This is a genomic window from Rheinheimera tangshanensis (genome assembly GCF_014645135.1).
Classification (GTDB): Bacteria; Pseudomonadota; Gammaproteobacteria; order Enterobacterales; family Alteromonadaceae; genus Pararheinheimera; species Pararheinheimera tangshanensis.
Window position 1 is genome coordinate 153,724 of record NZ_BMLH01000001.1, and the last position, 16,684, is coordinate 170,407.

A 16,684-nucleotide genomic window follows, 5' to 3' on the forward strand; every position below is an offset into this window, starting at 1 on the left:
ACGCGATGAATTTTTATTTGTCAGCGGCGCTGGCGCGTAATCGTAAAGGTCGATTTTTACAAACAGTTATAGGCGCAAGACCTCTGGAGGCTGAATGGCCGCATTCGCTGCCTACCAGCGGTTTGCTATTGGTACAAGCTGAAGAGCTGACCCATAGCGAAGCGTTGCGAGCGCTCTATCAATGGGCTATGCAAGCAGGCTGTGCTGTTTTGGTTATTGACCCGCTAGCAGCTAACCTAGCCCTACTAGCTAAGTTATCCACGCCATTGGATTGGCGTTTAGCGCCAGCACATATAAATGCTAACGAATCTGGTGTGGCGTTGATATTGGCAGGCGAGACAAACCAAGCGCTTACTGGTTTTTCAGGGAGTGCCGATCGCCAGCAGCATATGGTGGGCGATATTGTGCATACGCGCTACATTCGCAAACATAGCAACAGCGGTGTATTTGCTGTGACGACTTTGCCTTTGTGGTCATTAAATTTGCTAGATCATGCAGAAGTTTTAAAAAGCTGGTTAAACTGGTTTGTCGACCATGCAGGCCAAGCGACTCTTATTACTGAGAAACAACCAGAGTTAGCGGTGTATTCGCCCGATAAGTACGACTTGGTCGTTTTGTTATTGCTATACGCTAGCAATGGTAAAAGCTTGGATAAGCTTGTTGGTAGTGAGCCGGTAAAACTGGTGTTTGATGTTAATAGCCTTGATATCACAAAGCGCTGTGAGGTATTGCAAATGCATGGTTTTATTAACGCAGCAGGCTTGACTGAGTCAGGTAGAGCTAGCTTGCAAGCCTCGCAGTATTGGGCTTATGCACCGCTACTTATTCAGCAACTAAGCACAGGAGCGCGGTAGGCGTGAATGAGAACAAAACGATGAATTTAGCACAGTCTCTTGCCATTGATAGCCAGCTTCGCTTGCCAGGTAGTGCAGGCAGGTTACTTAAACAAATTCGTGATATAGAGCAGGTAGCGCCGCTGTTTCGTGATGCTGGATTAGTAAAGGCCGTGCCAAAACCTACGGTTGTAAATCTGCGTGTGGCAGGTATTGCTTCAAAGTCCTGCCTAGATAAAGCACTGGGTGGGTTTATTTATGCCAGTGCTGCTGTGCGAACTGATTTACTGATTGAAGATAACAAAGTTAGTACTGTGGGCAGTGATTCGGTATCAGAATTAGATGATATTGATTTTGAAGCACAACGTAAGCGGCTCGACTTGATTGAAATTCGCCAGGCCTATCTGCTGTTAGAAAAACAACTGTTAAGCCAAGAGCCGTGCGATTTAATTTTATTGGATACACCACTGTTTCTTGCGCGAGAAATGATACCCCTGGACAGAAATGCAAAGCATGTTGAAGAGTTTAATAAAACCAAACAGGTTATCGAAGATTTTTGGGACAAGTATAGAGCGTCACTTTTTCCATGGAATAACGAAGGTCCTGTCCTGGCGGGTATTCTTGCTGAGCGGTTCAGTGCAATTGTAAGTATTGCCAGACAAGATTTAAGGACAGAAGAGGGTAGAAAGCACTTACTTATTTCTGACGGCTTTAACGAAAGCAATTGCCGCGATGAGCTGGGTTCTCTTGAGGAGTCTTTGTCTGGCGTGGGTGATACTAGATTTATCAATGGTATTTTAGGTAATTACTCCCGCACTATCGCGTTTCGTATGACAGAAAATCGCGCGCGGATGGAGCCTGCTAAGCAAGCCGAACTTGGCATTGTGGGTTTTCATTTTAGGAGTGCTCGGGGCGGCCAAATAAAAATGGTGCAACTAGCGGGGGACGAACCCGAATGGCAAAGCGCTGATTTCGATTTAGTAGCATCGCGCTTAATGGTGTTGGATATGCAAAGCAAGGGCAATGCGATGCCGTTACCGCAATTACTGGGTTATCAGCAGCTTGGCATTTTGCCCAAGTTTGCTAGGTTTTATCGCCAAGGTTTGCACGGTGCACTTAAAAACAATGATATTGAAGCTGGCTGGTTAGCTGGCTTGGATGAGGGAATCAATAATGGCATATAAAGTTTTAGGTAAGTTGGTAGGGAATACCGGTGACTCCAGTCAGCTAACGATGGTGGTGCAAGATTCGTTCTCAGTACGACGCGGTGAGTTTGTGCGTATTATGCACCAAGAGCGTAAAGATGAGGGACAAGTTGCAGTACTTGGCCGCGTCACGAAAATCAGCCGCACGAATATGCTTTATAACGCAGGTTTTGGCGATGGAGTGACTGAGCTTGAGTTGTTACCAGGCGCGAATGTGACTGGTGAGAATATGTTTGCACAGGTCGAGCTTGTGGGTTATCGCGACCCTGTATCGCGGCAGATTAAGATCCCGCGTCGACCGTTAAATCCTGGTACCGCTGTTGAAACCGTCGATTTTCAGTTTTTAAGTGATTTTTACGAATTTAATGAGCACTCCAGCTTGCACCTTGGTAATTTGGTCGGTTACGACAAGGGTGAAAATACTGTCCCAGTTTTTATTGATGTCAATAAGCTAGTGACAGAGCATATGGCTGTGTTAGCGATGACAGGCTCAGGCAAGTCATACACCGTTGGCCGTATTATTGAACGCTTGGTGGCTGTGAATAACGGCACTGTCGTGGTGTTTGATCCACACGGTGAATATGGGAAAGCGCTCGCCGGTGGCACTCTGCAATTCTCAAGTTTACTGGATGCGACCGACGATAAGCGCGATCAGGAGGCGCTCCCGCTTATTAAACAGACCTTTGAAAAGCTGCAGGCTGCTGGTGCGGGTATTCAGGTTTATTCGCCTCAGCATGAATCGTTTAAACATAAATATGCCAGTAAAAATATACCGTTAGCGTTACAGTTCGACCATTTTGAAATGGATGATATTACTGAGATTTTACCTGGACTAACAGAGCCGCAACAGCGGGTATTGGATGTAGCCATTCGTTACTGGCGTTCGGTGGATAGGATAGAGCCGCGCGATATTAATCGCCTACGTTACTTTTTAGGGGATGGTATTGAGGAGCTAAAAGAGTGGGACGACCTCTCTGAAGCAGAGGCGAAGGCGCTATCGGGCCGCAGTGCTGCGGTTGCTTCAATGAAGCTGTCTCGGGTGTTGAATGAGGCGCAAAGCTTTTACAGTGCTACCATGTCTGAGCCAACAGACATCTATAAGATGGTCGGGCGGCCAAGTAATCAACAAGGCCGCTTGGTGGTTATAGATTTACAAGGTCTGAGTGATACTGCTAAGCAGGTAGTTTGTGCACTGCTATCAAGTGAGATTTTAAAAGCGGCCTCAAGTAAAACCGACCCACTTCGTCCTTGCTTTATCGTGTACGAAGAGGGCCATAACTTCGCTCCTGCTGGTGGAAATGCCGTTAGTCACCGTATCATCAAAAAGATTGCCGGAGAGGGGCGTAAGTTTGGTGTTGGATTTGGTATTGTGAGTCAACGGCCATCTAAACTGGACTCGGATGTGACCTCTCAGTGTAATACACTCATCACCATGCGTTTGAAGAACCCGGATGATCAGCGGTTTATTGCCAAAGCATCAGATATGGTCAGCAAAGCAGACTTAGATGAGCTTCCAAGTTTATCGACAGGCGAAGCCTTGGTGTGTGGCCGATCTATACCTGCTCCACTGCTTGTTAAAGTGGGCAGTAAGGCACTTGTTCATGGTGGTGAATCTCCAGAAGTATTGCGTGTTTGGGGCTCTTTTAATGGCTAGGTTGCCTATGCCTGACGTTGCCTGGGTAAATAAGGTATTCCCACTGATGACCAGCGGCAAATTATTGGATCAGGATGTGTTGGTGCATAGTTTGGGGTGCAGTGTCTGGAATACCTTTGGGCATGAACAGTCGTTTATGGCAATGGTAGAGTGCCCCGCACCAGGCACCTTTGGTGCAGATATACGCTCAGACTCCGGATGGTTTGATAAAGCTGCAGCATCACCTTTATGTTTAATTGAATTTGAGCGTTTTGATGGTTCTATGCGTGGCCAGCAAAAATTAGAAGAGAAACTAAAGAACTTATTAGAGGCCGCGCAACGCTGGGGAAATACTCCAAAAACAATGATACTAAGTGCATGGAGCCAGGGTTTAGTGAGTACACCTGATACCCAGAAATTAAAAGATATCTGTCGCTCAGGCTTTACATCCTCCACTGGTACCTTTGTACAGCCAAATCCTGAGGCTGAGGTGTTATTTAGTCGTTTCTTGTTTATAAAAAACTTAAGCTCAATTGCTTTAGATAGAATTCATTATGAGGTGTTGATGTGAATGTTAAATCAGCACATTTTTTACCTGGGACCAATAAGCGTCTTGGTGATAAGTATTTATTACTTGAATGCTTGGGTGATGGCAGTCATGGTTGGGTGTGGCGTGCAGAGCGCTTGCAAGATGGGAAAATTGTCGCGGTAAAAATACCTAAAGATATTACACGCGAGGATCGCCAACTTGCCGAAGGGAAAGAACTTTTAGATGTTGAACCGCACGACAACATTGTACAAATCTTTGATATGGGCCGGATTGATAATGAGTGGTTCTATATTGAAATGGAGTATTTTCCTAGCCAAACGCTAGCGCAAAAGCTTGATGATAGGCAGCGGAACTTTGGCCAAACCTATGAGCGGCTATTTAAGATTTATCGCCAAGTACTTTGTGCTGTGCAATACCTGGCGGAACTAACGGTGCCTATCTCGCATGGTGACATAAAACCGCACAATATTTTGGTGGGTGAACGGGACCTAGTAAAGCTTACTGACTTTGGCAGCTCAGCTTTACCAGAAGAGATTTATGTCCGTACCAGGGAAAATGGCGGCACTGTATTGTATTCAGCGCCTGAGTTTTCCAATGTAGATAGCCGAAAAGGTAGCTTGGATGAGCTTCTCTTGGGCGACATCTATAGCTTGGGCGTTTTGTTATATCAGCTGTTAACTGGGAAGCTCCCGCATGACACGCCAGCCCAAGTGCAACGTCACGCCCCGTTTAAGAGACCTACCGAGATCAACAGTTCTGTTCATACTGACTTGGAGCGCGTCGTGCTGACTTGTTTGCAAAAGCAGCCAGAGCATCGTTATTCAACTGTTTCAGCACTTATACAAGCGTTTGACTCTGCTAGTACTAAACAACTTAAAGTTGGAACGACGCCAGTATTTCAGGTTAAGCTTGACCAAGACTGGTCGAGTGCTGTACTAGCGGCAATGTCAGAGCAGTCTTACCAAAAAGCGGCTCAATTAGCATCTCAAGAGTACAGTCGCAGTAAAAATCTGCAGGCGTTGCATCAGCAATTTATTGCTTTGTATCGGGCTAATCGGCTATTCGATTTTGAGAAAGCTGTAGAGAGCAATCGACTAAGTTTGCTTGATGGAGATCTAGTTCAGTCGGTTGAACTATATGAGCTAATTGTTAAAGCTTACTTGCAGCTACGGAATATCAATCAAGCTAAGTTCTGGCTGCAGCAACGAAAGCAAGTTGCAGAGGAAAATGCGACAACGCTATATCTTGAATCCTCCATTCTTGGTCTGGAAGCTAAGTATCCAGAGGCAAGAGCACTGCTGGAAAAAGTAAACCAAGCGACTCCAATGAAATTTCATGTATTGAGCCAACTTGTCTTAGTTTGTGAGCAGATGCGCGATTACTCCGGCGCCGCAGCTTATTTGAAGGCGGCTCTGAGAGTGGGACCTGATGACCAAAGTTTGAAAGATAAAAAAGCGCTTTATAGTCGGTTAGGGGTTATTTGATTTCAGCCAGTATAACTTTAGCTAACTTTGGAAAATTAGTCTGAAATTTTTTAACTAGAAATGATTTAGAAGGAACTTAAATGACACTTATTGTTGCCGGGTACAGGCAGGACAATCTTTTATTGGGGGATGAAACTGATTTTCTACCCGACAGAAAACATGGGATCTTTATTGTCGCAGATAGTCTTGTAAGTACATTAACTTCTATTGGAAGACAGCCTTTGCTCTCTGAGTTCAGGAAAGTAATCGAAGTACCTATCCAACTGTGGGAGCCTCACTTTGTCGGTGAACATTTCTCCGGCTATAAGAAAGTATTTTTCACTTACAAATGCTTAATAGCTTTTGCCGGAAGTACTCTGGTAGCGCAACACGTTGTAAATAACATAAGTGGTCATCTTGCTAAGTTACGAATTGATTATACTGACGAAGTTGAGTTTAAATGTGTAGTACGAAAAAGCTGCGATGAAAACAATCTTATTAAAGCGGGTTTTAGCTCCATCTACGATGATGATATTTTTGTTTCGGAAAATGATTACAGGAATTTGCTATCGGCAGAGTTTGTCGCTGATGTGGTTGAGCATTCGATTAATAAAGCTTTCGAATCAAAGATGAAGCATGTTATCGATGAACAGGCCTTGAACGCTATGAAAACTGAAATAATCCTGGCTTTAACTTGCCCCACTAAGGGAAGAGATTTTTTGTACAAGTTTCATTTCAAAACAAAAGATCTACCAGAGGGTGGAGTTATTGCTTACTGTGAGAAGGAATTAATTTTAGCAGACAGTATCGCAGTGATTGGTATGGAGCGAGTGTATGGTGCTAACGCTTTAAAAACTGCTAAAAAAGCAATACAAGAGGGTCCTGATTTTCAAAAGACAATGAGAGAGTTTGTGGTCGAATGTGTAAGAGGGGACCGTTCGTTCGAGATTGGCTTTCCAGTATCAGTGAAAACAATAAGAGATAATAAGGTTGACCTGGACGCGATAATTAAATCCTGACAAACTTTTAGGCACATTTATTTTCAAATCGAAACAGAGTGGATGTTGAAGCAAATAGAATATGCTGTAGTGCAAAATGGTGGTTATATACTAGGCGTAATCTACTTAGACTAAATTAATGCATAGTAATCACGCCAATACCTCAGCATAGACGCTGAAGTATTGGCGACTCACTTTATTATTGGAGCAATGTGCTCAGATAACCTGGCCAGTGCCTCTTTCCGCTCCTCAAAATAATCATGCTTGTTATAAATCCCTTCTACACCTTTAAGCTTATGGTTTAAACAGCGCTCTGCTATATGACCAGGTACGCCTATTTGCGCAAGCATGGTGCGACATGTGCGGCGTAGGTCATGTACTGAGAAGTGCTGGATATCGCCCATTTTATTCGGTGGTTGTATCTTTTTGCCCGCTTCATGGCCAAATAGCTTGGTGATGGCCCGGTTAAGGGTGTCAGGCCCCATATGTGGGTTTTTACTACTGCGTCTATTGGGGAATACGTAAGGCGAGCCAGCTGCGCGTATTTCCAACTCTTTAAACCAGGTGATGCAAAGCTCAGGCAGAGGGATAGTGAGCCCTACACCTGATTTACTTCGCTCCTTCGGTAATTCCCAAATTCCTGCCTCTAAGTTGATCTCTTGCCAACTAGCTTCTATTAACTCGCCTTTGCGCACGCCTAACGTGACTAAGAGAGCGCAAGCTAGGTAGTTCTCTCTGGCAAAACTATCTCTATTTTCCCGAAAAACTTCAAAAACGCGTGTCAGTTCTTCAAAAGTGAGAGCTCGATCTTTACTTTGCTCTACGCCACCAGCATCGCTTACATTAAAAGCACTGGCAGGATTTGCACCCACCACATCCAGCTTTATGCCGTGGTTAAATAACTGCTTTAAATACAGCAGTGCGTCATTGGCAATAGTAGGGCGGCCTGATTCAGTGATGCTTTCTATGATGTACTGAATATCGCGAGCCATTACCTTGTTAGGCGGTGCCGAGCCAATATGCGGAGCTATGTCTTTACGGTATACCCGTTCAGGAATGTTGTGGTGCTTAAGCCGTTTAATGTTGCCTTTATGCCAGTCAGCAAAAAGATCGTCTACGGTTTGCAGTTTGTGCTGCTTGGCACGCTGCTTTAGAAAAAGTGGATCTACCTTTTCAACCACTAAATGCTTTTTCTGCATCACGGCTTCGGCGCGTGCTTCTGACAATGACATATTGGCGCACTGGCCTAAAGTCATCTCCCGACGTTTACCATTAGCTGTATAGCGAAGAAACCAAAATGATTTTCCTGAATTGGGAACTGCTAGATACAGCCCCTCACCATCTGCGTACTTACCAGGTTCGCCCTTTATTAGGGATTCAACTTTCTTTGCGGTGAGGCTGCCCATATTTTCCTCTCAGATCAGTAAGTTATGTAAAAGTGATTTTACTCGCCACTAGCTGTCTGAGTTAGTCTAACATACCCACCACCTTACTCACCACTTTTGATTGGCTTTCGGTGGATGGTGGTGGATTGCTATGGACTGTGCTTCAGTTTAAGTTATTGATTTTAAATGGTTAAAAAGTTAAGGTGGATGTCTGTGAACTTTATTCAATATTCTGGATCTGTTCCCGCATCTGTTCGATTAAAACCTTGAGCTCCACCGCTGTATTGGTGATCTCGGTTGAGATGGCTTTAGAGGACAAGGTGTTCGCTTCGCGGTTGAATTCCTGCATCATAAAATCGAGGCGGCGGCCTATGGCTCCGCCTTGTTTTAGGCTATGGCGGGTTTCTTTGATATGAGCGTCTAAACGGTCCAGCTCTTCTGCCACGTCAGATTTTTGGGCTAAAAAGGCCATTTCCTGCTCGAGGCGGTTTTGGTCCAGTTCGGCTTTTACTTCCTGCAGGCGGTTGAGCATTTTGTCGCGTTGCCATTGCAGTGCTTGTGGTAAATGGGTGCGCAAGGTGCTGACATGAGTGGAGATTTGATCCAAACGGTCGCGGATCATTTGCTCTATGGCGACACCTTCACGGCCACGGCCTGCAACAAAGTCGACTAAGGCGGCGTCAAAAGCGGCCATCAGTTCGGCTTGTAAGCTGTCGATGTCTTCTTCCTGAGTTTCCATCACGCCAGGCCAACGCAGAATATCAACCACGTTCAGCTGTGCTTTGCCGCTTTGCTCGGCGAGGCTACTTGCGCTTTGCATCAGTTGTTTGGCCAAAGCTTCGTTAATTTTTAACTCGCCAGCTGTGTTTGACGCGCTGTATTTCAGGTTGATTTCCAGTTTGCCGCGGTGCAGTTTCTGCCGCAGTTTGTCGCGTAATAAACCTTCTAAGCAACGAAACTGTTCTGGCAGGCGGAAATAGCTTTCCAGATAACGTTGGTTAACGGAGCGGATTTCCCAAACGGCATTGCCCCAGCTGGCACGAATTTCGTGGCGGGCATAAGCGGTCATACTGTGGATCATAATGAAGTCCTGAAATACAAAATAATGCCGAGTATACCCGTCTTAATTGAAGCTGCAACTTTGTTGGCCGCAGCTAGCTGGTGCAGAGTTCAAACGCCTTGCCGTAATTACTTAGCGTATAGATGGCACAGCAAGGCCTAAATCCCTATAATGAAGCACTTTTAATATCAGGTTGAGGCTTCACCATGCGTCCTAGCGGCAGAACAGCGAGTCAAATTCGTCCTATTACTTTCACCCGTCAATTTACGGCTCATGCTGAAGGTTCAGTATTGGTTGAGTTTGGTAACACCAAAGTTATTTGTACTGCCAGCGTGATTGAAGGTGTGCCACGTTTTATGAAAGGCCAGGGCAAAGGCTGGATCACAGCTGAATATGGCATGTTGCCACGCGCAACTCATACCCGTAACGACCGTGAAGCGGCTCGTGGTAAGCAGGGTGGCCGTACTATGGAAATTCAGCGCCTGATTGGCCGTGCTTTGCGTACTGCTGTGGATTTAAAGCTGTTGGGTGAAAACACTATTACTATCGACTGTGACGTGATCCAGGCCGATGGTGGCACCCGCACTGCCTCTATCACTGGTGCTTGTGTGGCTTTAGTGGATGCGCTGAATTTTATGCGCGCTAAAGGTTTGATCAAAACCAACCCGTTGAATTTTATGGTCGCTGCGGTTTCTGTGGGTGTTTATAAAGGTACTGCTGTTGCCGATTTAGACTACGCCGAAGATTCTAACGCTGAAACCGATATGAACATCGTCATGACTGAAACCGGCAAAATCATCGAAATTCAGGGCACGGCTGAAGAAGCGCCATTTAGCTTTGAAGAAATGCAGCAGATGATGGAATTAGGCAAACACGCCATCCGCGAAATTATCGACGAACAAAAACGCGTTTTAGCTTAAGTTTTGCTTAAGGTTTTGAGGTCACACTAAGTTATGAAACAGTTTCAAATAGACTTTATTGAGTTTGCATTGTCGCGTCAGGTACTGAAGTTTGGCAGTTTTACGCTGAAGTCCGGCCGTACCAGCCCGTACTTTTTTAACGCAGGTTTATTTAATACAGGCGGCGATTTAGCTCGTTTAGGCCGGTTTTATGCTGCGGCTTTAGAAGACGCCGGCGTAGAGTTTGACCTGCTGTTTGGTCCTGCCTACAAGGGTATTCCTATAGCAACTACGACGGCTGTGGCTTTGTTTGATCAGTACGGTAAAGATGTGCCTTATTGCTTCAACCGCAAAGAAGCCAAAACCCATGGTGAAGGTGGCAACTTAGTCGGCTCGCCTTTACAGGGCAAAGTGATGCTGGTGGATGATGTGATCACGGCCGGTACTGCGATTCGTGAATCGATGCAGCTGATCCAGGCACAGGGCGCCAGTTTAAGTGGTGTGCTGATTGCGCTTGATCGTCAGGAAAAAGGTCAAGGCGAACTTTCAGCTATTCAGGAAGTCGAACGCGACTTTGGCACTCAAGTAGTTTCTATCATTTGTTTAAACGACTTAATCAACTACCTGCAAGGCAAACCAGAGCTGGCTCAGTATTTAGAAGCTGTGTCTGCCTACCGTGCCCAATATGGTGTGAGCTAAGGTCTAAGTTAGATCCAGTAAGGACAAGCGATGAGCAAGCCAAACGGCACAGGTTTTGGACGTATTATGAAAGCTGCGGATTGTAGCCGGAAAGGTTTTACTGCAGCCTGGGTGAACGAAGCCGCCTTTCGTCAGGAAGCTGGCCTTACTTTAGCTGCTATTCCTTTTGCCTGGTATTTGGCTGCTGATTTTGGTCATTTTGCGATTTTGATGGGCGTCTGGTTACTGGTGATTATTGTGGAGTTATTAAACTCAGCCATTGAAGCCTTAACCGACCGTGTCAGTTTAGAGCGACATGAATTATCAGGCCGGGCTAAAGATATGGGTTCAGCTGCGGTAACTTCAGCGCTTGTTTTTGTCGCCTTAGTTTGGGCTGCTGCCATATGGCAAAAGTTTAACTAAGCGAATTTACACTATAAAAAAACCGGTCAGCTGACCGGTTTTTTTATCTCTGGCTTAAACCGCAAACAGTGTTCTTTGCAGCAAAGCCCATTGGTTCGGCCACTGAGCTGTTGGCAAACGGGCAAAACCTGAACGGACAAATTGCTGCATTTTGCCTTCACAAATACCCAGCAACAGGTTGGCTAAATCACCTTCATCCACAGAAAAACTTTTACCTTCACGTAACTTACGTTCGCGCAGGCATTGTTTTAATTGAGTTTCCAGCTTTTCATACAAGGCGCTGATGCGCTCCTGCAAACGCTCCTGTTCACCCTGTAAGGCATCACCGGTCAGAATGCGGCAGATACCAGGGTTACGCTCGGCGAAGATCAGCAATAACTGCATAATCAGCTCGATACGCTGCTCGGTTTGTTTGTGCTCCTGCACTATCGCATTAATACGCGACAACAAGGTGTCTTCAATAAAGTCGATCAAGCCCTCAAACATCCGGGCTTTGCTAGGGAAGTGCCGGTACAAAGCCGCTTCGGATACACCCACCTGAGCCGCCAAAGCTGCTGTAGTGATACGCTGGCCCGCATGGCTTTGCAGCATAGCGGCCAGAGCCTGCAAAATATCTTCTTTGCGGTTGGGACGTTTAGTTGTTGCCATGGATATCCTTGTCACTAATTAACCTGAACTGGGGATAATGAGTGTCGAAATTTATTTATTTTTACTTCCTAAATCAATTAGATAGGGAAATGCATTTAAGACAAAAAACTCTTTCCTTACTGAATACGCAGATTTTTGTGGATCTCAAGGCGCTTTGTTGTACGCCATAGCAGTCTATGGCTAGACAAAGCAACGCCGAGAGGCGCGAAAAGATGCTCGTTCAGTGGCACTGCTTATCCCTAGTTCAGGTTAATCAAGCCCGGCCTGAGTGACCAAATCCACCTTCGCCTCTGTCTGAAGCGTCAAAATCTGAAACTATGTTAAATTCTGCCTGTACCACCGGCATAAACACCAACTGAGCAATACGATCGCCTGGCTGGATAGTGAAATCTTCCTGCGAACGGTTCCACATAGACACCATCAGCTGGCCCTGATAATCCGAGTCGATTAAACCCACTAAGTTACCCAACACTATGCCGTGTTTATGACCTAAACCAGAGCGTGGCAGTATAGTGGCGCATAAATTTGCGTCACCAATATGAATAGCTAAGCCAGTAGGGATCAAGGTCGTTTGGCCCGGAGCCAGTTGTACTTCTGCATCCAGACAAGCCCGTAAATCTAAACCAGCGCTGCCCGGTGTGGCATAAGCCGGTAATGGGAATTCAGTGCCGATACGTGGGTCGAGAATTTTTAAATCAATGGCTTTTTTCATGCAGATAACGCTCGTTAATCAATAAAAGAAGTTGGTGTGCCAGCTCTGATTTGGCTTGTAAGCCAAACTGCTGTTCGCCGTCTGCCCAAAATACAGTGAGAGCATTTTGTTCGCTGTTAAAGCCCTGGTTCGATAGAGATACGTCGTTGGCGCAAATCAGATCCAGTTTTTTCTTCGCCAGTTTCTGGCGGGCATAATTGGCGACATCCTGAGTTTCAGCGGCAAAACCTACAGTAAAAGGCCGTTGTGAGGTTAATGCGGCCACAGCGGCAATAATGTCCGGGTTTTTCACTAAGGTAAGATTGGTGCTGTCGTCGCTGGTTTTTTTCAGCTTCTGTGTCGCAACCTGCGCCACTTTATAATCAGCTACAGCGGCGCAGCCAATAAAGATGCTTGCGCTGACTGCCTGCTCTAATGCGACCTGATACATTTCATCAGCTGTGACCACGTCAATACGTTTTACGCCTGTTGGTGTCGCCAACTGCACTGGTCCTGCAATTAAAGTGACCTGTGCACCCAATTGCACAGCGGCTTCAGCTAATGCAAAACCCATCTTGCCTGAACTGTGGTTAGAGATATAACGCACCGGGTCTATTGGCTCGCGGGTAGGGCCAGCGGTAATCACCAGCGATACACCTTTTAGTGGCAGAACCTTAGGCGCAAAGTGTTCAAGCACTAAATCCACCAGCTGCAAAGGTTCTAACATCCGGCCCATACCGACATCACCGCATGCTTGTTCGCCTGCTGCCGGGCCCCAGATGTAAAAATTACGTGTCTTTAATGTATCTATATTGTGTTTGGTGGCTATATTTTTATACATCTGCTGATTCATGGCAGGAGCCACAGCCACTGGGGCATCAGTTGCCAGCACACAAGTGCTCAACAAGTCGTTGGCCAGACCATGGGCTAAGCGGGCAATCAAATCAGCTGAAGCTGGTGCTATCAGTAATAAATCGGCCCATTTGGCCAGCTCAATATGGCCCATAGCCGCTTCTGCAGCTGGGTCGAGCAAGCTGTTGGCGACAGGATTCCCTGATAAGGCCTGCAAAGTTAAAGGCGTAATAAATTCGCGCGCTGCGTCGGTTTGAATGACCTGTACTTCAGCGCCACGTTCTTTCAGACGGCGAATTAAGTCGGCACTTTTGTATGCGGCAATACCGCCGCTAATGCCTAATAAAATGCGTTTTCCTGAGAGTAATAGTGCCATGTCTGTCGCAGCAAAAAGTGGTTAAGTTGGCGTTAAGATAACACGGAAAGATGAAGGAAAACAAAAACTCAAGGAGGCTAAGATGAGTATCAAAAGCTGGCCTGAAGGTGAAAGGCCAAGAGAAAAACTGCTGGCGCATGGTGCTGAGCATCTGTCGGACGGCGAATTGCTGGCTATTTTTTTACGTACTGGTGTGGCTGGTATGGATGCGGTGGAATTGTCCCGTACTTTATTGCATCAGTTTGGTGGCCTGCGGCCTTTATTGGCTGCCAGCCAGGCGGATTTTTGCAAAGGCCATGGTTTGGGCCAGGCTAAATATGTGCAATTACAAGCAGTTATGGAACTAAGCAGGCGCTATCTGGTACAAAGTATGCAGCGCGATACTGTCTTTACCGAACCTGCTTTGGTGAAGCGTTATCTGCAACAAAGTTTAGCTTCGCAAAAACGCGAAGTCTTTATGTTGTTGTATTTGGACAGCCAACACCGGCTGATTTGCGCTGAACCGTTATTTTTCGGCACTATTGATGCATCTCCTGTATATCCGCGTATTGTAGTTCAGAGTGCTTTAGCGCATAATGCCGCCGCCGTTATTTTGGCTCACAATCATCCATCCGGAGTTGCAGAGCCGAGCCGTGCCGATCGGATGATAACGGAACGCCTGACTCAAGCCATGTCTCTTGTCGACATTAAGTTGCTGGATCATTTTGTGGTAGGTGATGCAGAGGTTATTTCCTTTGCCGAACGCGGCTGGCTATAAAGGTCTGAAGTTTGGATGTGCAAACGATCGCCTGAACCATACAGATTTGCTTGAATTTGATCAGGCTTTCGTGTATAAATTGCGCCCTTTCAGAAATCCGGGGCATTCTTCTTGGCCAGAAGGATGAACGAAGCTCGAGCTGAAGTAATTTTGGAGAAACATTGACATGTCTAGAGTGTGCCAAATCACTGGTAAGGGTCCGATGGTAGGTAACCGTCGTTCACACGCCAACAACGCAACTAAGCGCCGTTTCCTGCCTAACCTGCAAACTCACCGTTTCTGGGTTGAAAGCGAAAACCGTTTTGTGACTTTACGTATTTCTACTCGTGGTATGCGTATTATCGACAAAAATGGCATCGATACTGTTTTAGCCGATCTGCGTGCTAAAGGTCAGAAGGTTTAAGGAATTAAATTATGCGCGATAAAATTCGTTTAGTTTCTTCTGCTGGTACTGGCTTCTTCTATACAACGACGAAGAACAAACGCACCATGCCAGAAAAAATGGAAATCAAAAAGTTCGATCCTAAAGTGCGTAAGCACGTGATTTTCAAAGAAGCGAAAATCAAGTAATTGAACTTAAAAAACCCGACGCAAGTCGGGTTTTTGTTTTTATATCTGTATAAAACGCCTTGAGAAACATCAAGTAAAATTGTTCACAAAATAGCAGGACAGCTATTTTGCACAGCGTAAGCTGCCGAAGGCGAACATCATGGACGATGTGAGTGAAAAATATATCCCGATATTTTTGTATTCGCCGCCATCCATGGCGCTCACCCTGTCGGGCCATCGTCGCTTCGCTCCAATGTTCAAAATCGTTCCTTACGATTTTGTTATATCTACAGTAAGTTCTTTCCTGTTACGTTTTTCTGGTTGTTCCGGCTGACTCTGGTTTACACTGCTGTTTTTCTTCTGTCTCGGTTTTTATCTTTATGATCCGTTTAAGTCAAAAAGGCTGGAATAACGTCATGATTTACACAGTGGTGATTTTAGTCGCCCTGTTTGTGGGTTTACCCGAATACTTAAAACAAGCGCGTAATGAACCTCAGCCACAACTTATTTCAGCAACTCAGACGTTGTTAGCTTTGCATTTCCCACAACATCAGATTGAGCGGGCCGGGCCCAATTGGCGTTCGCAGCCTGCTGCGCTGACGGAAGAGCAATTAACGGTTTTACTGCTGCATTGGCAACAGGCTGCTTTACCGGAAAAGTCGCCTCTTGATCCTATGAACCCAGTGCTTGTGACTGAAGTTTCCGTCTGGCTGACCGGCAAACCGGCTCAGCAACAATGGCAGTTGTATCGGGCGGGGGAGTTTTATTGGTTAAAAGCTGTAGATACGGATCTGTGGTACCGTTTGCCAGAAGGTCAGGCCGATTTATTATTTCCAGTCGTGTTACGTTGAGGGTGTTATGCCGGAATTACCAGAAGTTGAAGTGTCCCGTTTAGGTATTAGCCCTCATTTACAGCAGCAACGTATCGAAAAAGTAGTAGTGCGGCAACGTCAGCTGCGCTGGCTGATACCAGATGAAGTACTACAGATTAGCCAGCAGCCTGTGCTTGATGTAACACGACGAGCGAAATACCTGCTGATCCATTTACCTGACGGCGAATTGATTATCCATCTTGGCATGTCAGGCCATTTAAAAGTCGTGCCGCAGCATACTGCAGCTGGTAAACATGATCATGTCGATATCTATTTAAGCAATGACTTCATGTTGCGCTTAAACGACACCAGACGTTTTGGTGCCGTATTGTGGCAGCCAAAAGATACGCTACACACGCTGATGGCACACTTAGGGCCTGAGCCTTTGTTAGGGGATTTCCATGCTGAGATGTTACTGGCTGCTTGCCAAAAACGCAGCAGCGCCATCAAACTGGTGTTAATGGATAATCATGTGGTGGTTGGGGTCGGGAATATTTATGCCAATGAAGCTTTGTTTCAGGCGGGTATTCATCCCAAAATGCCAGCGAATCAACTGACCGCAGAAAAAGCTGAACTACTGGTGCAGGTAGTGAAACAAATTTTGGCCAAAGCCATCACTCAGGGCGGCACGACTTTAAAAGACTTTAGTCAAACCGATGGCAAGCCGGGCTATTTTGCCCAGCAGTTGTTGGTGTATGGTCGTGGCGGTGAGGAGTGTTTCAGCTGTCAGACTGAACTCAAAGAAATACGTTTAGGCCAGCGCAGTACTGTCTATTGCCCGGCCTGTCAGGGGGAATACTAAAGACTTTGTT

General features: G+C 46.0%; 20 protein-coding genes. 15 read left to right on the forward strand and 5 right to left on the reverse strand.

Annotation, left to right across the window (positions count from 1 at the left end):
* The first annotated feature begins 5 nt into the window (after positions 1-5).
* The 6 genes from IEW88_RS00630 (at position 6) to IEW88_RS00655 (ending at position 6,703) form a co-directional block, all read left to right on the forward strand.
* Positions 6-854 carry a hypothetical protein gene (locus IEW88_RS00630; RefSeq protein ID WP_147903130.1) on the forward strand — a complete coding sequence of 283 codons (849 nt, stop codon included), beginning with the start codon at positions 6-8 and terminating at the stop codon, positions 852-854.
* Between the two features lie 2 nt (positions 855-856).
* Positions 857-2,017 carry a hypothetical protein gene (locus tag IEW88_RS00635; RefSeq protein WP_147903129.1) on the forward strand — a complete coding sequence of 387 codons (1,161 nt, stop codon included), beginning with the start codon at positions 857-859 and terminating at the stop codon, positions 2,015-2,017.
* A complete protein-coding gene (locus IEW88_RS00640; RefSeq protein ID WP_147903128.1) occupies positions 2,007-3,692 on the forward strand; it encodes a helicase HerA domain-containing protein in 1,686 nt (561 codons plus the stop codon). The genes IEW88_RS00635 and IEW88_RS00640 overlap by 11 nt, the downstream gene beginning before the upstream one ends.
* A gap of 7 nt (positions 3,693-3,699) precedes the next feature.
* Complete coding sequence (locus tag IEW88_RS00645; protein WP_221411354.1) at positions 3,700-4,242, forward strand: hypothetical protein; 543 nt, start codon at positions 3,700-3,702, stop codon at positions 4,240-4,242.
* Entirely contained in the window at positions 4,239-5,705 is a 1,467-nt protein-coding gene (locus IEW88_RS00650; RefSeq protein WP_147903127.1) for a serine/threonine-protein kinase, read from the forward strand. The genes IEW88_RS00645 and IEW88_RS00650 overlap by 4 nt, the downstream gene beginning before the upstream one ends.
* An 80-nt stretch (positions 5,706-5,785) precedes the next feature.
* Positions 5,786-6,703 carry a hypothetical protein gene (locus tag IEW88_RS00655; RefSeq protein ID WP_147903126.1) on the forward strand — a complete coding sequence of 306 codons (918 nt, stop codon included), beginning with the start codon at positions 5,786-5,788 and terminating at the stop codon, positions 6,701-6,703.
* 170 nt (positions 6,704-6,873) lie between these two features.
* Here IEW88_RS00655 and IEW88_RS00660 read toward each other — a convergent pair whose 3' ends face one another.
* Together IEW88_RS00660 and IEW88_RS00665 are read right to left on the reverse strand one after the other, a co-directional pair.
* Positions 6,874-8,088, reverse strand: a complete 1,215-nt coding sequence (locus IEW88_RS00660) for a tyrosine-type recombinase/integrase (protein WP_147903125.1) — start codon at positions 8,086-8,088, stop codon at positions 6,874-6,876.
* Between the two features lie 199 nt (positions 8,089-8,287).
* Positions 8,288-9,148 (reverse strand): YicC/YloC family endoribonuclease, encoded by an 861-nt coding sequence (locus IEW88_RS00665; protein WP_147903124.1) that lies wholly within the window; start codon positions 9,146-9,148, stop codon positions 8,288-8,290.
* Between the two features lie 185 nt (positions 9,149-9,333).
* Here IEW88_RS00665 and rph point away from each other — a divergent pair, with 185 nt between their 5' ends.
* From rph to IEW88_RS00680, 3 genes are read left to right on the forward strand one after another with little or no spacing between them, the layout of a single operon-like run.
* Positions 9,334-10,047 carry a ribonuclease PH gene (gene rph / locus IEW88_RS00670; RefSeq protein ID WP_008899994.1) on the forward strand — a complete coding sequence of 238 codons (714 nt, stop codon included), beginning with the start codon at positions 9,334-9,336 and terminating at the stop codon, positions 10,045-10,047.
* A 33-nt stretch (positions 10,048-10,080) separates the two neighbouring features.
* Positions 10,081-10,725: an orotate phosphoribosyltransferase gene (gene pyrE / locus IEW88_RS00675; RefSeq protein WP_147903123.1), complete on the forward strand. Its 645-nt coding sequence runs from the start codon at positions 10,081-10,083 to the stop codon at positions 10,723-10,725.
* A 30-nt stretch (positions 10,726-10,755) separates the two neighbouring features.
* Positions 10,756-11,127, forward strand: coding sequence for a diacylglycerol kinase (locus IEW88_RS00680; protein WP_147903122.1), 372 nt, complete (start codon positions 10,756-10,758; stop codon positions 11,125-11,127).
* Between the two features lie 54 nt (positions 11,128-11,181).
* Here IEW88_RS00680 and slmA read toward each other — a convergent pair whose 3' ends face one another.
* The 3 genes from slmA to coaBC form a co-directional block, all read right to left on the reverse strand.
* Entirely contained in the window at positions 11,182-11,775 is a 594-nt protein-coding gene (gene slmA / locus IEW88_RS00685; protein ID WP_147903121.1) for a nucleoid occlusion factor SlmA, read from the reverse strand.
* A gap of 253 nt (positions 11,776-12,028) precedes the next feature.
* Positions 12,029-12,487 carry a dUTP diphosphatase gene (gene dut / locus IEW88_RS00690; protein ID WP_147903120.1) on the reverse strand — a complete coding sequence of 153 codons (459 nt, stop codon included), beginning with the start codon at positions 12,485-12,487 and terminating at the stop codon, positions 12,029-12,031.
* Positions 12,471-13,694, reverse strand: a complete 1,224-nt coding sequence (gene coaBC, locus IEW88_RS00695) for a bifunctional phosphopantothenoylcysteine decarboxylase/phosphopantothenate--cysteine ligase CoaBC (RefSeq protein ID WP_147903119.1) — start codon at positions 13,692-13,694, stop codon at positions 12,471-12,473. Before coaBC ends, dut begins: the two co-directional genes overlap by 17 nt.
* Positions 13,695-13,776: 82 nt before the next feature.
* Here coaBC and radC point away from each other — a divergent pair, with 82 nt between their 5' ends.
* From radC to mutM, 6 genes are all read left to right on the forward strand, one after another.
* Complete coding sequence (gene radC, locus IEW88_RS00700; RefSeq protein WP_147903118.1) at positions 13,777-14,451, forward strand: RadC family protein; 675 nt, start codon at positions 13,777-13,779, stop codon at positions 14,449-14,451.
* A gap of 166 nt (positions 14,452-14,617) precedes the next feature.
* A complete protein-coding gene (gene rpmB, locus IEW88_RS00705; protein ID WP_008899984.1) occupies positions 14,618-14,854 on the forward strand; it encodes a 50S ribosomal protein L28 in 237 nt (78 codons plus the stop codon).
* A gap of 11 nt (positions 14,855-14,865) precedes the next feature.
* Positions 14,866-15,021: a 50S ribosomal protein L33 gene (rpmG, locus tag IEW88_RS00710; RefSeq protein ID WP_008219722.1), complete on the forward strand. Its 156-nt coding sequence runs from the start codon at positions 14,866-14,868 to the stop codon at positions 15,019-15,021.
* Between the two features lie 139 nt (positions 15,022-15,160).
* Positions 15,161-15,334, forward strand: a complete 174-nt coding sequence (locus IEW88_RS00715; RefSeq protein WP_185148527.1) for a hypothetical protein — start codon at positions 15,161-15,163, stop codon at positions 15,332-15,334.
* 46 nt (positions 15,335-15,380) lie between these two features.
* Positions 15,381-15,851 (forward strand): hypothetical protein, encoded by a 471-nt coding sequence (locus IEW88_RS00720; RefSeq protein WP_147903117.1) that lies wholly within the window; start codon positions 15,381-15,383, stop codon positions 15,849-15,851.
* Between the two features lie 7 nt (positions 15,852-15,858).
* Positions 15,859-16,674 carry a bifunctional DNA-formamidopyrimidine glycosylase/DNA-(apurinic or apyrimidinic site) lyase gene (gene mutM / locus IEW88_RS00725; RefSeq protein ID WP_147903116.1) on the forward strand — a complete coding sequence of 272 codons (816 nt, stop codon included), beginning with the start codon at positions 15,859-15,861 and terminating at the stop codon, positions 16,672-16,674.
* The last annotated feature ends 10 nt before the right edge of the window (positions 16,675-16,684 follow it).

Bases quoted from the DNA above. Each gene is read 5' to 3' on its own strand.
- IEW88_RS00630 (WP_147903130.1), top strand. From the start codon at position 6: ATGAATTTTTATTTGTCAGCGGCGCTGGCGCGTAATCGTAAAGGTCGA.
- IEW88_RS00640 (WP_147903128.1), top strand. From the start codon at position 2,007: ATGGCATATAAAGTTTTAGGTAAGTTGGTAGGGAATACCGGTGACTCC.
- IEW88_RS00645 (WP_221411354.1), top strand. From the start codon at position 3,700: ATGCCTGACGTTGCCTGGGTAAATAAGGTATTCCCACTGATGACCAGC.
- IEW88_RS00655 (WP_147903126.1), top strand. From the start codon at position 5,786: ATGACACTTATTGTTGCCGGGTACAGGCAGGACAATCTTTTATTGGGG.
- IEW88_RS00660 (WP_147903125.1), bottom strand. From the start codon at position 8,088: ATGGGCAGCCTCACCGCAAAGAAAGTTGAATCCCTAATAAAGGGCGAA.
- IEW88_RS00665 (WP_147903124.1), bottom strand. From the start codon at position 9,148: ATGATCCACAGTATGACCGCTTATGCCCGCCACGAAATTCGTGCCAGC.
- rph (WP_008899994.1), top strand. From the start codon at position 9,334: ATGCGTCCTAGCGGCAGAACAGCGAGTCAAATTCGTCCTATTACTTTC.
- pyrE (WP_147903123.1), top strand. From the start codon at position 10,081: ATGAAACAGTTTCAAATAGACTTTATTGAGTTTGCATTGTCGCGTCAG.
- IEW88_RS00680 (WP_147903122.1), top strand. From the start codon at position 10,756: ATGAGCAAGCCAAACGGCACAGGTTTTGGACGTATTATGAAAGCTGCG.
- slmA (WP_147903121.1), bottom strand. From the start codon at position 11,775: ATGGCAACAACTAAACGTCCCAACCGCAAAGAAGATATTTTGCAGGCT.
- dut (WP_147903120.1), bottom strand. From the start codon at position 12,487: ATGAAAAAAGCCATTGATTTAAAAATTCTCGACCCACGTATCGGCACT.
- coaBC (WP_147903119.1), bottom strand. From the start codon at position 13,694: ATGGCACTATTACTCTCAGGAAAACGCATTTTATTAGGCATTAGCGGC.
- radC (WP_147903118.1), top strand. From the start codon at position 13,777: ATGAGTATCAAAAGCTGGCCTGAAGGTGAAAGGCCAAGAGAAAAACTG.
- rpmB (WP_008899984.1), top strand. From the start codon at position 14,618: ATGTCTAGAGTGTGCCAAATCACTGGTAAGGGTCCGATGGTAGGTAAC.
- rpmG (WP_008219722.1), top strand. From the start codon at position 14,866: ATGCGCGATAAAATTCGTTTAGTTTCTTCTGCTGGTACTGGCTTCTTC.
- IEW88_RS00715 (WP_185148527.1), top strand. From the start codon at position 15,161: ATGGACGATGTGAGTGAAAAATATATCCCGATATTTTTGTATTCGCCG.
- IEW88_RS00720 (WP_147903117.1), top strand. From the start codon at position 15,381: ATGATCCGTTTAAGTCAAAAAGGCTGGAATAACGTCATGATTTACACA.
- mutM (WP_147903116.1), top strand. From the start codon at position 15,859: ATGCCGGAATTACCAGAAGTTGAAGTGTCCCGTTTAGGTATTAGCCCT.